At 65.7% G+C, this 14,712-nt stretch carries 11 protein-coding genes; 6 read left to right on the top strand and 5 right to left on the bottom strand.

The window, feature by feature from the left end; all coding sequences use genetic code 11:
- Window positions 1–896 precede the first annotated feature (896 nt).
- Window positions 897–2,120, top strand: coding sequence for a coiled-coil domain-containing protein (locus DH08_RS32635; RefSeq protein WP_210328986.1), 1,224 nt, complete (start codon window positions 897–899; stop codon window positions 2,118–2,120).
- A 1,138-nt stretch (window positions 2,121–3,258) separates the two neighbouring features.
- The gene (locus DH08_RS32630; protein WP_192183328.1) at window positions 3,259–3,699 is read left to right on the top strand and encodes a hypothetical protein; all 441 of its coding nucleotides are present in this window, start codon (window positions 3,259–3,261) and stop codon (window positions 3,697–3,699) included.
- Window positions 3,700–3,842: 143 nt separating this feature from the next.
- Here DH08_RS32630 and DH08_RS32625 read toward each other — a convergent pair whose 3' ends face one another.
- From DH08_RS32625 to DH08_RS32615, 3 genes are read right to left on the bottom strand one after another with little or no spacing between them, the layout of a single operon-like run.
- The gene (locus DH08_RS32625) at window positions 3,843–4,730 is read right to left on the bottom strand and encodes an alpha/beta hydrolase (protein WP_192183327.1); all 888 of its coding nucleotides are present in this window, start codon (window positions 4,728–4,730) and stop codon (window positions 3,843–3,845) included.
- A gap of 24 nt (window positions 4,731–4,754) precedes the next feature.
- Window positions 4,755–6,794: a Fe(3+)-hydroxamate ABC transporter permease FhuB gene (gene fhuB, locus DH08_RS32620; RefSeq protein WP_192183326.1), complete on the bottom strand. Its 2,040-nt coding sequence runs from the start codon at window positions 6,792–6,794 to the stop codon at window positions 4,755–4,757.
- Window positions 6,787–7,656, bottom strand: a complete 870-nt coding sequence (locus DH08_RS32615) for an ABC transporter substrate-binding protein (protein WP_192183335.1) — start codon at window positions 7,654–7,656, stop codon at window positions 6,787–6,789. The genes fhuB and DH08_RS32615 overlap by 8 nt, the downstream gene beginning before the upstream one ends.
- A 271-nt stretch (window positions 7,657–7,927) precedes the next feature.
- Between DH08_RS32615 and DH08_RS32610 the strand changes: the two genes are divergently transcribed.
- The gene (locus DH08_RS32610; protein ID WP_192183325.1) at window positions 7,928–8,677 is read left to right on the top strand and encodes a pseudouridine synthase; all 750 of its coding nucleotides are present in this window, start codon (window positions 7,928–7,930) and stop codon (window positions 8,675–8,677) included.
- 29 nt (window positions 8,678–8,706) lie between these two features.
- Here DH08_RS32610 and DH08_RS32605 read toward each other — a convergent pair whose 3' ends face one another.
- Complete coding sequence (locus DH08_RS32605; RefSeq protein WP_192183324.1) at window positions 8,707–9,288, bottom strand: histidine phosphatase family protein; 582 nt, start codon at window positions 9,286–9,288, stop codon at window positions 8,707–8,709.
- A gap of 111 nt (window positions 9,289–9,399) precedes the next feature.
- Window positions 9,400–10,731 carry a dicarboxylate/amino acid:cation symporter gene (locus DH08_RS32600; protein ID WP_040582399.1) on the bottom strand — a complete coding sequence of 444 codons (1,332 nt, stop codon included), beginning with the start codon at window positions 10,729–10,731 and terminating at the stop codon, window positions 9,400–9,402.
- A 233-nt stretch (window positions 10,732–10,964) separates the two neighbouring features.
- On the opposite strand from DH08_RS32600, the gene DH08_RS32595 reads away from it, so the two are divergent.
- The 3 genes from DH08_RS32595 (at window position 10,965) to DH08_RS32585 (ending at window position 14,694) form a co-directional block, all read left to right on the top strand.
- Window positions 10,965–12,836 (top strand): sensor histidine kinase, encoded by a 1,872-nt coding sequence (locus DH08_RS32595; RefSeq protein WP_192183323.1) that lies wholly within the window; start codon window positions 10,965–10,967, stop codon window positions 12,834–12,836.
- Window positions 12,833–14,188, top strand: coding sequence for a sigma-54-dependent transcriptional regulator (locus DH08_RS32590; RefSeq protein ID WP_192183322.1), 1,356 nt, complete (start codon window positions 12,833–12,835; stop codon window positions 14,186–14,188). Before DH08_RS32595 ends, DH08_RS32590 begins: the two co-directional genes overlap by 4 nt.
- Window positions 14,189–14,349: 161 nt before the next feature.
- Entirely contained in the window at window positions 14,350–14,694 is a 345-nt protein-coding gene (locus DH08_RS32585) for a hypothetical protein (RefSeq protein ID WP_246801167.1), read from the top strand.
- Window positions 14,695–14,712: the final 18 nt, after the last annotated feature.

Raw genomic sequence — 14,712 nt, 5'->3', positions numbered from 1 at the left:
TCCGCCTCTGGGCACCATTTTTTTCCTCAAGAAAATCAACGGTTTTGGCAATCGGGTGCGGCGTACCCATAGCTGTTTCCATGTTGCAAACCGCAGTGTGGCGGCTCGGAAGAGGCATCCGCTGCGATCGAACGCGCCCTCGTAGTTCATCGCGGAGGAATGGTGGCGGCGCTGGCGACCTGGCTGCGTCGTCTGTGATCGGCTTCTTCGGGTCAAAGACGCATTCAGCGACTCCAAGGATCCGGAATGTATTGGATCGCGGAGCCTGGTGAGGATGCCGTGCGACGCTTTTGACGTGCTCGCCGCAGCGCATGTCCTCGAAAATCGTCGGAGCTGAGGATTTGACGTCGTACAGGGAACTCATCGAAGCCCGTGATAGTTGATACTTTAGGAGACGCTGTGCGGGCAGTTTGGGAATCCCACTACCCCTTATTCGGTACTTACTGCCCCTACATGCCTTTGATAGCTTGAATGACATGCCTGAGGGTTGCCTGGCGCGGTAGCGCGGGGCGCTTGAGTTTGCGTCAGCTGCCCTGACGCCACAGGCAAGCGTTTCACCAGTGCGGTCGACCCATGGAGGATCCGCAATGGATCACGGGCGGAGATCCAACTGGGCTTCCACGCCCCTCGGCCACTCTCCTGACGGAGCACACGCGATAGCTGCGTTGTTTCATGACGAGCGCAAGCAGTCGGGCGCCGCCCCGCTGCCCTTCATTCCGATTTGCCTGGTGCTGTTTGGATTTGCAGCAATCGCACTCGTTCCGTCAGAAACGAAACCTCCCGTCACAGTCTCGCAGCCGAATGGCGCCCAGATGGATTCTGCTGCTGCGGAACAGAAGCGAGCCCTCGAGCGATCCTGGGTCGACGCGTTGAGGCGTGGTCTGAGCGCCGCTCGCATGGAACTCGAGGCAGCTCGCGCCCAGGCGCTTGCCTCGCAGGTCCTGGCAAAGGAGGAGCGCGACCTGGCTGAACGCGAACGCGCAGCAAATGAACAGAGTTTCCTCACGCAACAGGATATCGATGCAATCAAGACCAGCAGCGCGCATGGGGAAGATCTGCCCCGTGAACTGGCGGCGGCCGGCCGGGAACTTGCTGCCGAGGGCGTCGCGGCACGCAAAACCGCTGAGGCGTCTCTAGCCGGGACGAGGCAGGCGCTTGAAGAGGAGCGCCGGAAGATCGGGCTCCTGGAGCGAGATATCGCGCAGGCCCGTCGGTCCATCGAAGCGCTGGAGGCAAGCGCGAAGCTGGCAGCGACAACGCAAGCCGGCGCCATCCAGGGCCGGCAGCTTGCCGAAGCGGCGCGCAATACCGCGGAAGCGTCTCTGGCCAGGACGAGGCGGGCGCTTGAAAAGGCGCGCTGGAAGGTCGCGCTCCTGGAGCGTGTTATCGCCGAGGCCCGTCAGTCCATCGAAGCGCTGGAGGCAAGCGCGAAGCTGGCAGCGACGACGCAGGCCGGCGCTATCCAGGGCCGGCAGCTTGCCGAAGCCGCGCGCAACACCGCGGAAGTGTCTCTGGCCGGGACGAGGCGGGCGCTTGAAGAGGAGCGCCGGAAGGTCGCGCTCCTGGAGCGTGATATCGCCGAGGCCCGTCAATCCATCGAAGCTCTGGAGGCAAGCGCGAAGCTGGCAGCAACAACGCAGGCCGGCGCCATCCAGGGCCGGCAGCTTGCCGACGCTGCTGCAAGGCAAGCTGGGCAGGCGCTCGCACGGGAACGCGAAAGAGCCAGCTCGCTTGCGAGCGATCTTGAAACCGCTCGGCAGGAACGCGACGCGGCAAAGAAGGAATTGACCCGGATATCGACGGCGTTCAAGGAGGCGTGGGAGCAGGAGCGCGAAAAGGCCATTGGCCTGGCCCGCGACCTCGCTTCGGCACGCAAGGAGGTCGACGCCCTTAGGCGCTCGGCTGAGCGTCGCACCTCGCAGGTCGAAAACGCAGCAAAGGCACGCCCCATCGATCGCGCAAGCGCGCGCGCGTCTCAGCGCAGATCGTCGCCAAACTCGGGGCAGCAGGAAGTCGGCAGCGCGGAAGTGCGCAAGTCGCGAGCCGCTCGCCTGATGACGATCGTGCTGCCAGACGCGCTGCTTCCCACGCGGCCGCCGGCTGAGGGATTGCGCCAATGACAGCCGGGGAACGGAGGATTGCGATGAGCAAATATCTCGCGGCCGCTTTCTCGATTGCGATCGCGATCGAGCCTGCCATGGCCCTCGAGGCGGGAGTTGGCGCCCGGGCGGGCAATGTCGGGGTGGGCGCCAGTGTGGGCGTCGGCCAGAACGGGGCGTCAGTCGGTGTTGGCGCGGACGTCGGTAGCGTAGGAGGAGCAGACGCCGGAGCTTCGGTCGGAACTGGCAACGGCTCGGTCGGCGCAAGCGTTGGAGCCAGCGGCCAACTCGGCGGCGCGAGCGTTGGAACGAGCGGCCAAGTTAGTGGGGAAGACGCCTCGTCGGATAGTAGCTCAGCAAGCACCCCTCCAGGCGATACCCCCGGTGCTCCCGCCGCCACGGCGGCCGCTGCCGCAGGCGCACCAAAATCCATCGTCCTGCCACGCATCCTCTGGCCCAGGAGCGGTCGCTCATCGGCCGTGACGACAATTGAAGCGATACCGGGCACGCCGGGTGCAATGGTTCGCGCCTGCCGTGAGGCGATTGAGTTGGCCGCTATTCCGTTTGGTGTCGTGAATGTACGTGCGATGAGCGCAGGCTCCCTACGCCGTCTGAGTCGGGGCGCAGTCTCGGCCCCGATTGCAGTTCGCATACATTATGCAAGGCAAGGTGGCGCCGAGATCCGGCAGGCGCGAATCAGATGCCACCTCGACGCTGCAGGCAGAGTGATCAGGCTGACATAGATGTTCGGCCTTGGATTTGCTCACCCGATGGATAGGTCTGCGCGAACCCAAGCGCCAGGTTGGCGGATACGTTCACCCTCAGCACGGCCAAGGTAAGCCACCCTGCGCCTGGACTGGCGCCATCGGATGGAGAAGCTACGCGACCGACTACCATTGACCCCCAACAGTTTCCTGCGCTGAGGCCGGGAAGGCGTCGAGGCGCTCGGCCATGGCTCGCGAGAATTTGTCGATGCGGTCAGCCAGGCGCTTTTCTCGTCCGCGGCGCCGATCTGAAACAGCGCCAGCCTTTCGGCCGCGTATTCGCCGGCCTCACCCGCTGAAATCACTTTGCTCGCATCGGCCGATTGGCGGATTTGATTTGCTTGGTGATCCCCGATCCCTAGGGCAAACTGCCTGCCGGGGCTGCAGGAGGAGAAATGAGAGCACGCGCAGCTACGGTCGGCGATCTCGAGAGTGTTTTCCGCGGTTTGTCCAAGCGGATATCGGACGAGTATGTGGCGGCCGGCAAGGACAGCAAGGCCGCCTACGACAATCTGATGATGAATTTGAAGGAAGGCCGTGCCCATGCCCTTGTCGAGGGCGAAAGGACGGTGGCGATCATCGCCTGGAACGAGCATAGCGACGCCGCCGATACGCTGTTTGCCGCGCAGGAGGGTTTCTTCAGCGCCGCCACTATCCGCTTCTGCAAGCGGCACATTCGCCATATCCAGGCGCTGGCCGGCAACCTCCCCATTCGCTCGCGCAGCTGGCTGCAGAGAGCCGACGTCGCCAAATGGTTCCGGATCATCGGCTATGTCGAACGCGGCCAGGAGAATGGCGCTACTTTGTTCGAACTGCCACCGGCTCGCGGCGGCTAGCAATCACAGCGCGTTGCAACGCTGCGGGCCTTGGTCGGGCCGCTGGAGCAGTTCAACGATTGATTGAATCTTTGAACTGCTCCAGCTCTTTGTTTTTTACGCAATTCCGCTCGGAAAACCGCTACGCACTTTCCTGGATTGCTCTAGCGGCCATCTCCCCGTTGCACCGCAAACGCCGTCTGCACCGCGCGGTTGACGGTGACCGGCAGGATCGACATGTGGTTTTCGCCGGCGTGCAATTCGAAGCTGGCGCGCAAGCTCGGGATGGCGTCGAGGCGCTCGGCCATTGCCCGGGCGAATTCGTCGGTGCGGGTTACCTTTTTCTGCTCCAGGCGCTTCTGCTCGTCGGCGGCGCCGATCTGAAACGGTGCCAGTTTTTCGGTCTCGTATTCGCCGGCCGACAGGATCACCTGCGCGCTCAAGCCGTCCGGCACGGCGGTCTCGAATGTTTCGAGAAACCGGTCGATGGCGCGGTCTTCCCAATAGATGGCCGGGCTCGCCGCAATCCAGGTGCTGAAGGCGCGCGGGCGGGTGAACAGCGCATAGAGCGCGAACAGGCCACCGAAGGAGTGTCCGTAGAGCGCCTGCCGGCCAGCGTCGATCCTGGCGCGGCTCGCCACGAACGGCTTCAGCTCGTCCTCGATGAAGGCGAGGAATTTTTCGGCGCCGCCGGTCCGCACCTCGGGGCCGCCTTCGTGGAAAGGCGGATAGGTCTTGCCGGGCGGCGGGCCAAGATCCCAGGAGCGCCTGAGCGGATCATAGGCGCCGGCGACGGGATAGCCGATGGCGGCTATGACCCCGTCTTCGACGTTGGTGCCCGAGGGGTAGCCCGATTGCGCGCGCATGGCATCGACGGCGGTGCCGATGACGGCGTTGCCGTCGGTCATGTAGAGAACCGGCCAGCCGGCCTCGGGGGCTTCACCGGGCGGCACATGCAGGAAGATCCGCCAGGGCTCGCCGCCCGTGGTGGGAACGAAATCGTGGACCGTGGTGTCGGCGATCAAGGCTGGCGTCGCGATCGACTGGAACATGGAGATCTCCCGAGGAACAAAGAGTCAGCGGCGGCGCAGCAGCCACATCAGCACCGGGCCGCCGATCAGCGTGGCGACGAGGCCGGCCGGGATCTGGCGCGGGAAGATGGCGGTGCGGCCGATCCAGTCGGCGGCAACCATGATCAGCGCGCCTGCCAGCACCGCGCCCAGGGCCTGCGGCAGCGCGCGCGCCAGCCCTAGGCGGCGGGCGAGATGCGGCGCCATCAGGCCGATGAAGGTCAGCGGACCGACGATCAGGGTCGAGGCGGCGGTGAGTGCGGCGACCATCAGCAGCACCAGCAGCCGCGTCTTGCGCAGGTCGATGCCAAGGCTTTGTACGGCAGGCGCGCCGAGCGGCAGCATGTCCAGCCAGCGGATGAAGGCAGGCGCGAGCAGGAACAGGCAAAGCGCGATGGCCGAAGTCAGCAGCGCCGAACCCACATCGACACCATAGGTCGAGCCGGTCAGCCAGTTGAGCAGCAGCATGGCGCGCGGATCGCCGGTGGCGGTCAGCACCAGGATCAGCGCGTCGAACAGCGCCGTCAGCGCGACGCCGGCCAAGAGCAGCCGCTCGGGCGCATAGGCGGCGCGGCGGCCGAGCGTCAGCGTGACCAGCAGGGCGGCGAAGGCGCCGGCGGTGGCGGCGGCGGTCTGGACAGGGCGGCCGGGATCGGAGACTAAAAACAGCGCCAGCACCATGCCGAGCGCGGCGCCGGCGCTGATGCCGAGCACTTCGGGGCTGGCCATCGGATTGCCGGTCAGCCGCTGCATCATCAGCCCCGCCAGCGCCAGCATGGCGCCGGCGGAAAGCGCCGCCGTGACGCGCGGCCAGCGCCATGACGGCAAGGACTGAAGCTGATCGCCGACAGCAAAACTCCAGCCATGCGGCCCCGGCCCCAGCAGCAAGGCAAGCCCGACCAGCACAACCAAGGACAGGCCGAGCGCCGCCAGCACCAGGCCGGGCCGGTGGCTTCGAGGCAGATGCTCTGCGGTCAGCGCCGGGGCTTCCGAGGCCAGTGCAAGGCGTGGCAGCAACCACAGCAGAAGGGGCGCGCCGAGAAGTGCCGTGATGGCGCCGGTCGGCAACAGGTCGCCCTGCGGCCCGGTCGCCAATTGCACCGCCTGGTCGGCAGCCCAGAGCAGAACCGCGCCGACGAGCGGTGCCATGAGCAGCCGCTGGCCGAGGCGACGGGCGCCGCCGATGCGGGCGAGCGTGGCGGCGGCCAGGCCGACGAAGCCGATGACGCCGACGGCGGCAACGACGAAAGCAATGAGCGCCACCGCCGCGCCGAGCCCGGCGACACGGTAGACGCCGAGCGGCAGGCCAAGGCTGCGGGCGCGTTCGTCTTCAAGGCCGAGCAAGGTCAGCGGACGGACCATCAGGCCGATGGCGACGGCGGCGGCAGCGAGGCGCGGCAGCAGCCAGAGCATCGTCGTCCAGTCCTGCTGGCCGAGCGAGCCGGCACCCCAGATGAACAGGCTGGCCAGCCATTCATGCCGCAACACGATGAGGGCAGCGCCGATGGCGCCGGCATAAAGGCTGACGGCCAGGCCAGCGAGCACGACGGAGAGCGGCGACAGGCGCTTGTGCCAGGACAGAGCGACAACCGCGGCAATCGCGACGAAAGCGCCGGCCAGCGCCACCCATTCGCGGCCGAAGGCGAGCAAGGACGGCGCGGCAAGCGTCGCGAGCGCCAGCGCCAGATGGGCGCCGGCCGAGACGCCGACCGTTTCCGGCGAGGCCAAAGGGTTGCGCAGCACCTGCTGCAGAACGGTTCCGGCGAGCCCAAGTGCTGCGCCACAGAGCAGGCTGATGGCCAGCCGCGGCAGGAAGGCATAGTGGACGAGCACCAGCCGCATATCCGCGACATCAGGCGTGCCGAGCGCGTCGAGCCAGAGCGCCGGCGGCAATTGCACGGCAAGATTGGAGAGCGTGGCAGCGGTCGCGGCGGCCGAGAGCACTATGCAGAGCAGGATGGCGCCGAGCGGCTGGCCGGCGGATAGGCGGCGCGGCCATGTCCCACTGGCGCGCCTGCCACCCTGGGCGACAGTGTCGTCAGCCATGCGCGGCATCTCCGGTCATCGCCTTGGCCAGCTCGTGCGCGAAGCGGGCTGCGGACGGCAGCGCGCCGAACATCAGCACGGCCGGCAGGCGCATGATCGAGCGGTTGCGCACGAAGGGCATGGCGTTCCAGACCGGGCTTTCGGTCAGCGTACCGCCGGCGCCGTCGGGCAGGGGCTCCATGTAGGCCAACCGCGCGTCACTTGCGGTGGCGAGGCCGTCCAGGCCCATCGTGGCAAAGCCCCAATAGTTGGTGTCGCCCGTCCAGGCGTTGCGGATGCCGATGCGGTCGAACACATCCTGGAACAGGCTCTGCCGGCCATAGACACGCACATTGCGCGGATCCATAAAGTTGACGATGTAGAGCGGCCGCGCCGACAATGGCGCCAGCTGCTGCCGGATTTCCGAGAACCCGGCCTCAGTCGCGGCAATCAGCGCCTCGCCTTCTTCCTGCTTGCCGACAAGCCGCGCCAGTTGCCGGGTCGCCTCGACGGCAAGCTGATAGGGCCGGCCCTCCTCGGTGTAGATGCCGATGGTCGTCACCGGCGCGACACGCTCGAGCAGCGGCTTGATGCCGTCCAGATAGGGGATGGCCAGGATGACATCCGGACGCAATTGCTGCAGGAATTCGAGGTTGGGCTCAAGCAGCGTGCCGACATCGGCGATCTCCGGCGGCAGCGGTGGCTCGACAACCCATTTCTCCCAGACTTCGCGGTCGGCAATGGCGACCGGCCGGACGCCGAGCATCAACAAGGTCTCGGTAAGCCCGGCGTCGAGGCAGACGATGCGCAGGGGGCGCGGCGCGGCGGAAAGCGAGCCCGCGAAGGGCAGCAGGAAAAGCCCAAGCGCGCCTCGCCGGGTCATGCCGCCGCGTCTGGCCGCCCGCCTGTCATTCTCCGGCAATATCCTGGTCTCCCTCTGCGCCGCGATCTTACAAACCCGGCTGCAGCCGCCGGTACCAAGCTGACTATAAAACATGACTTTCATAGTCAACATTCAAGAGTGACCAGACCGGCCAACAATGTTCGAAACGTGGAATCGCGCGGCGCTCTCGCGGTATGCCCCGGGCGGGTTGCGCAACGATCGCCGCGCATGGCATCTGTCGCTGACCACCGGGAAGAAGACCCACTAACGCATGACACGGCCGCCCAACATCGCCCGCCGACCACCTCCCGCCGGGGTCAGCCTTTGCCGCGCGCTGTCGAAGCTTGGGCTGTGCTCGCGCAAGCAGGCCGAGGCGCTGGTCGCCGAGGGGCGGGTGCGGGTCGGCGGCAAGGTGGTACGCAACGGATCGCTGCGCGTCGATCCCGGCCGCGACCGCATCACCGTCGACGGTGAGCGCGTCGTTGCCGAGCGCAAGGTCTATCTGATGGTCAACAAGCCGCGCGGCCTGGTCACCACCCGGGACGACCCGCAGGATCGAGATACGGTCTATGACTGCCTGATTGGGCTCGACCTGCCCTTCGTGTCGCCGGTCGGCCGCCTCGACAAGGCGAGCGAAGGCCTTCTGTTGATGACCAACGACACGCATTGGGGAAATGGTCTGCTCGATCCCGCCTCGCATGTCGCCAAGACCTATCACGTGCAGATCGGCACCCAGCCAGACGAGGCGATGCTGGCGCGGTTTCGCGAAGGCGCGGTCGTCGACGGCGAGCTGCTGACGGCCCGATCGATCGAGATGCTGCGCAGCGGCGGCCGCACGGCATGGCTGGAAATCGTGCTCGACGAGGGTCGCAATCGCCAGATTCGCAGGCTGCTCGGCGCCTTCGATGTCGAGGTGTTGCGGCTGGTAAGGGTGGCGATCGGGTCCTTGCAGCTTGGCGATCTCGCCAAAGGCAAGGCGCGGCACATCACTCCCGAGGAACGGGCGATGCTAGCGAACTGAGCTACGGGTACGCGGCTGCCGACAGCCTGCTACTTCTGGTTCCACCTGCGGATAACCGGTTCGGTAAGGTCGTGCTCGTAACCGAGCGTGCTGAGGCTTGCGGTGTCCAGCACCAGCAAGGCGCCGTCCTGCGGCGGCAGGCCGAGCCAGCGCGCCGCAAGCACCCGCAGGAAATGCGCGCTCGAAAATACCAGCACGTTGCCGCCGGTCGCTCGCAGGCCGCTGACGATCCGGTCGGCCCTGGCGCCGACATCCGCTGCCATCTCACCGCCCGGACAGCCGTCGCGAAACACATTCCAACCGGGGCGCGCGGCAAGGATCTGTTTGGTGGTCAGCCCTTCATAGGCGCCGTAATCCCATTCCTGCAGATCGTCTTTCTTGACGCCGGCCGCGCCGAAGCCGGCGAGCGTGCAGGTGTTGTAGGCCCGCTGCGACGGGCTCGACCAGACTGCCTGGAACGACGCGCCCTTGAGGCGCTCCGCCACGCCACGTGCAGCAGCCTCGCCGGCAGCCGTCAGCGGGATGTCTGTGCGGCCTGTGTGCTTGCCCGATGCGCTCCATTCCGTCTCGCCGTGGCGAACCAGGTAGATTTCGGGAAACGCGCTGCTCATTCACGGGCCTTTCGCCATGGCGGGTTGAGATCAACCTATGCGCCGGCCGGTGAAAAGAACAGGCCGCAGCCGGTGACCGGCTGCGGCCTGCACAGGCGAAAGCCTGAAGGATCAGGCGGGCTGCAGGCCCGGCAGCGAGAGATCGGCCTCTTCCGGAAGATCGCCTGCCATCGCGGCAGCGAACTTGGTCTGGTCGAGCTCGCCTTCCCAACGCGCCACGACGATCGTCGCCACCGCGTTGCCGACGAAGTTGGTCAGCGCCCTGCACTCCGACATGAAACGGTCGACGCCGAGGATCAGCGCCATGCCGGCGACGGGCACCGACGGCACGACCGAAAGCGTGGCCGCCAGCGTGATGAAGCCGGCGCCGGTGATGCCGGCGGCACCCTTGGAGCTCAGCATCGCAACCAACAGCAGCAGTATCTGGTCGCCGAAGGTGAGCGGCGTGTCGGTCGCCTGGGCGATGAACAGGGCGGCCAGCGTCATATAGATATTGGTGCCGTCGAGGTTGAAGGAATAGCCGGTCGGGACGACCAGGCCGACCACCGAGCGGTTGCAGCCGGCGCGCTCCATCTTGGCCATCAGACCGGGAAGTGCCGCTTCCGAGGACGAAGTGCCGAGCACCAGCAGCAGCTCTTCCTTGATGTAGCGGATCAGCGCCAGGATCGAGAAGCCGTTGTAGCGGGCAACGGCGCCGAGCACCACAATCACGAAGAGGAAAGCAGTCAGGTAGAAGGTACCGATCAGCATGGCGAGATTGGCGATCGAGGCGATGCCGTATTTGCCGACGGTGAAGGCCATGGCGCCGAAGGCGCCGATGGGTGCGGCCTTCATCAGGATGGCGACCAGGCGGAAGATCGGCGTGGTCAGCGCCTGCAGGAAATCGACCACCGGGCGGCCGCGATCGCCGACCAAGGCGAGAGAAACGCCAAACAGCACCGAGAAGAACAGCACCTGCAGGATATCGCCCTGGGCGAAGGCGCCGGTGATGGTGTCGGGGATGATGTTCATCAGGAAGCCGACGATGGTCGTGTCATGCGCCTTCTCGGTGAAGGTCGTCACCTTGGTGGCATCGAGTGTCGCCGGATTGATGTGCATGCCGGCACCGGGCTGGACGACATTGGAGACGACGAGGCCGACGACGAGCGCCAGCGTCGAGAAGAACAGGAAATAAATCATCGCCTTGCCGGCGACTCGGCCGACCTTCTGCAGGTCGGAAACGCCGGCGATGCCGGTTGCGACCGTCAGGAAGATGACCGGCGCGATCACCATCTTGACCAGCTTGATGAAGGCGTCGCCGAGCGGCTTCAACGACGCGCCTAATTCGGGATAGAAATGGCCGAGCAGGATGCCGGCGGCGATGGCGGTAAGCACCTGCACGTAAAGATGCCGGTAAAAGGGAACTTTGCCGCGCGGTTCGGCGGCAGCGAATGCTGTCTGCATGACGTCCTCCATTGTGCCCCGATCGAACCCTCGACCTCCCGGGGCGTTGACCTCCAACAGCCTCGCGGCTGCTGCGAATGAGACTGCAACAGGCGTGCCAGTTTCTGCTTGTGAGCTCTTCCGATTGATTTTATTGAACATTTTCTGCTCGATCGATGCATTGCCATATCGCGACGTGCGGCCATCCGCATAAGTCGAATTGTGCTTTGTGCGAAATCATGCACAGATAGGCCATGCTGCAACGCCCCGCCGCTGCCCCAGCTCAAGTCCTGTCTTCGACGCCCGAGCAACTCGGCAAGCGGGCGCGCCGGGCCTGGCTGTTGTTCGCAGCTGCGGCGCTCGCAATCACCGCGGCGGCGCTTTACGGCGCCGGCCTCTATGGCCGCAGCACCGAAATCCGGGCACTGGCGGCGCAAGGGCGCACCGACGCCAATCTGAAGGTCGCGCTGCTGCGCGCGGTGCTGGAGAACCCGCGCGCGCTGCCTCTGCTTCTGTCGGAGGACCAGCAGGTGCGTGACGCGCTGACTGAGCGCAACCCGGTGGCAATCGACGTTTTGAACCGCAAGCTCGAAGGGCTGGTCTCCGGCACCAAGGCCTCGGTGCTCTACGTCACCGGCATAGACGGCCTGGCCATCGCCTCCAGCAACTGGCGTGAGCCGACAAGCTTCGTTGGCAACGACTATGGTTTTCGCGCCTATTTTTCTGGCGCGATGCAGACCGGCACCGCGGAATATTTCGCGCTCGGCAATGTCAGCAAGCGTCCGGGCCTTTACATTTCACGCCGCGTCGGCGGCGCCTCGGCACCCCTCGGCGTCGTTGTCGTCAAGATGGAGTTCGACCAGCTCGAGGTCGACTGGCACGAGGCGAACCGCCCGGCCTATGTCAGCGATGATCATGGCGTCGTGCTGATCACCAGCGTACCTTCCTGGCGCTTCATGACGACGGCACCGCTTGGCCAACCCGTGCTTGGCGAAATCCGCAACAGCCAGCAGTTCGGCGACGCGCCGCTGGTGCCGCTGCCGATCAATCGGCCGCAAGCCTTAAGCGCCGACGTCGCGCTCGTCCATGCGATCACGCCAGGCGGCAGCGAAGCCGAATATCTCAGGCTCTCGACGCCGATCGCCTCGACGCCATGGCGACTAGACTATCTCGTTCCGGCGGAGGCGCCGATTGCTGCAGCTCAGCGTGAAATGCGGCTTCTGGCGCTTGGCGTCATCGGTCCACTCATTGGCCTTGCCGCCTATCTTTTGTGGCGCCGGCAGTCGGCGCAGATGCGCATCGCCGCCGAACAAGCGGCGCGCACCGAACTCGAACGCCGCGTCGTCGAGCGCACCGAGGATCTGAGCCGCGCCCGCGACCGGCTGCAGGCCGAGATCACCGGCCATCGCAGTACGGAAGCCAAGCTGCAGGTGGTGCAGCAGGAGCTGGTGCAGGCGAACCGGTTGGCCATCCTCGGCCAGGTCGCCGCCGGCGTCGCGCACGAGATCAACCAGCCGGTCGCCACGATCCGCGCCTATGCCGACAATGCCCGCGTCTTCCTCGACAGGAAGCAGACCGTACCGGCCGAAGAGAATCTCGGCGCCATCGCCGCACTTACGGAACGCATCGGCACCATCACCGAGGAATTGAAAGCCTTTGCCCGCAAGGGCCGAACCGCGGCCGAGCCGGTCGAACTCAAGGGTGTCATCGAGGGCGCGGTGGTGCTGCTTCGAAGCCGCTTTGCCGGCCGGCTCGACGCGCTTGATATCACGCCGCCACCACCGGGCCTCAAGGTGAGGGGCAACCGGATCCGGCTCGAACAGGTGCTGATCAACCTGTTCCAGAATGCGCTGGAAGCGCTTGACGGCCGCGAGAACGCCAGGGTCGAGGTGTCGGCCGAGGAGACGGCTGACGGCGTGACCGTCAATGTGTCGGACAACGGGCCGGGCATTCCGCCCGAAATCCTCAAGTCGCTGTTCACGCCGTTCAACACGTCGAAGGAAAAAGGCCTCGGGCTCGGGCTCGTCATTTCGAAGGACATCGTCGCCGACTATGGCGGACGCATCGAGGTTGCAAGCGACGACCGCGGCACCCGTTTCACCATCCATCTTGCGAAAGCAGCATGACGAGCAACGATCCCGTACCGGTCATCCTGATCGACGACGACATCGATCTGCTGAAGGCCACAAGGCAGACGCTGGAGCTGGCCGGGTTTTCGGTGTCGGCCTTTTCCTCGGCGGCCAAGGCGCTGGCCGGGCTCGATGCCGGCTTTGGCGGCGTCGTGGTGTCCGACATCCGCATGCCGGAGATCGACGGCCTGCAGCTTTTCGACCGCATCCTGGAACTGGACCCGGACATTCCGGTGATCCTGATCACCGGGCACGGCGACATCGCCATGGCCGTGAAGGCGATCAGAGACGGCGTCTACGACTTCATCACCAAGCCTTTTGCCGCCGACAAGCTGGCGCAAAGTGTGTGGCGCGCGGCGGAAAAGCGCCGCCTGGTGATGGAGAACCGGGCCTTGCGCGAGGCGGCCGAGCAGGCGCAGGACAGCCTGCCGCTGATCGGCCAAACGCCGGCGATGGAAAGGCTGCGCCGCACGCTCAGGCAAATCGCCGACACCGATGTCGACGTGCTGGTCACCGGCGAAACCGGTTCCGGCAAGGAGGTGGTCGCGAGCCTCTTGCACAGCTGGAGCCGCCGCGCCAAGGGCAATTTCGTGGCGCTGAATTGCGGCACACTGCCGGAAACCGTGATCGAGAGCGAATTGTTCGGCCACGAGGCCGGCGCCTTCACCGGCGCGCAGAAGAAGCGGATCGGCCGCATCGAGCATGCCAGCGGCGGCACGCTGTTCCTCGACGAGATCGAAAGCATGCCGCCGTCGACGCAGGTGCAGATGCTGAGGGTGCTGGAAATGCGCGAGGTGACGCCGCTCGGCACCAACGAGGTGCGGCCGGTCGACCTGCGCGTCGTCGCGGCCGCCAAGGTCGATCTCGGCGATCCCAGCCAGCGCGGCGCCTTTCGCGAGGACCTCTATTACCGGCTCAACGTGGTGACGATCTCGATCCCGCCGCTGCGCGAGCGCCGCGACGATATTCTTCTCCTGTTCGGTTATTTCGCCGAGCGCGCCGCCACCCGTTTCCGGCGTTCGGTGCCGGCCGTGCCGGCCGCCGTCCAGCGCCATCTCAGGGAGCATGACTGGCCGGGCAATGTACGGGAACTGGCGCATTTTGCTGAGCGCTTCGTGCTCGGGTTGGAAGAAGGAGGCGAAGCACGGGCCGCCGCGCCGGTGGAGCTGGACGACGCCATGCCGTTGCCGGAGCGGCTGGAGCGCTACGAGGCCGACATCATCCGCGAGACGCTTGGCCGCAATGACGGCGACGTCAGGCGCACGATCGAGGCGCTGGGGATTCCGCGCAAGACCTTCTACGACAAGCTGCAGCGGCACGGCATCGTGCGCAGCGATTTCTCCAAGTAGATCAAGCCTGTGGAACCATATCGCCGATCTGACCGTTGAGCTTGGCCGGCAAACCGTGGCACGTTGGCACCAGAGGGCGGCGAACATATCGCCGCGGGTGGCGTTGTCGGTTGCGCTCGGCAAGCGTTGATGGTTTGTTGCCGCTCAGCGGAGAACGAGTGATGCGCGAATCCATCGGTCAAGACGAATACGGCTCGGCCAACCCCTTCGATCCGGACGACCTGCCGAATCTGAACACGATCGGACCGGCAATGGGCAGCGGCAACGATTTCGAGAAATATGCCGTCGCCGTCATCATCGTGTTCGGCGCCCTGATCATCGGTGGGCTGATGGCCGCTTCGATGACCTTCGGGCACCGCAACGGCTTCCTGTTCGCGCTTGGCGGCGCCACCTCGGCCTGGATATCGGGCAACGCGCTGCTGCTCGACCGGCCGCGAATTTATGCCCTGTTCGTCGGCATCGCGGCCGTGCTGCTGATTGCGTCGACGATCACGCTGGTCACCTGACCTGAATCTCAGCGCACC

Origin of the sequence: Mesorhizobium amorphae, assembly GCF_014843845.1 — a bacterium.
Lineage (GTDB): Bacteria > Pseudomonadota > Alphaproteobacteria > Rhizobiales > Rhizobiaceae > Mesorhizobium > Mesorhizobium amorphae_A.
The sequence above is the reverse complement of the archived record's forward strand: the minus strand, read 5'-3'. Positions and strand labels throughout refer to the sequence as shown.

Excerpts from the sequence above, each read along its gene's own strand:
- fhuB (WP_192183326.1), bottom strand. The coding sequence starts at position 6,794 with ATGGCTGACGACACTGTCGCCCAGGGTGGCAGGCGCGCCAGTGGGACA.
- DH08_RS32585 (WP_246801167.1), top strand. The coding sequence starts at position 14,350 with ATGCGCGAATCCATCGGTCAAGACGAATACGGCTCGGCCAACCCCTTC.
- DH08_RS32595 (WP_192183323.1), top strand. The coding sequence starts at position 10,965 with ATGCTGCAACGCCCCGCCGCTGCCCCAGCTCAAGTCCTGTCTTCGACG.
- DH08_RS32630 (WP_192183328.1), top strand. The coding sequence starts at position 3,259 with ATGAGAGCACGCGCAGCTACGGTCGGCGATCTCGAGAGTGTTTTCCGC.
- DH08_RS32610 (WP_192183325.1), top strand. The coding sequence starts at position 7,928 with ATGACACGGCCGCCCAACATCGCCCGCCGACCACCTCCCGCCGGGGTC.
- DH08_RS32600 (WP_040582399.1), bottom strand. The coding sequence starts at position 10,731 with ATGCAGACAGCATTCGCTGCCGCCGAACCGCGCGGCAAAGTTCCCTTT.
- DH08_RS32605 (WP_192183324.1), bottom strand. The coding sequence starts at position 9,288 with ATGAGCAGCGCGTTTCCCGAAATCTACCTGGTTCGCCACGGCGAGACG.
- DH08_RS32590 (WP_192183322.1), top strand. The coding sequence starts at position 12,833 with ATGACGAGCAACGATCCCGTACCGGTCATCCTGATCGACGACGACATC.
- DH08_RS32635 (WP_210328986.1), top strand. The coding sequence starts at position 897 with ATGGAACTCGAGGCAGCTCGCGCCCAGGCGCTTGCCTCGCAGGTCCTG.
- DH08_RS32615 (WP_192183335.1), bottom strand. The coding sequence starts at position 7,656 with ATGACCCGGCGAGGCGCGCTTGGGCTTTTCCTGCTGCCCTTCGCGGGC.
- DH08_RS32625 (WP_192183327.1), bottom strand. The coding sequence starts at position 4,730 with ATGTTCCAGTCGATCGCGACGCCAGCCTTGATCGCCGACACCACGGTC.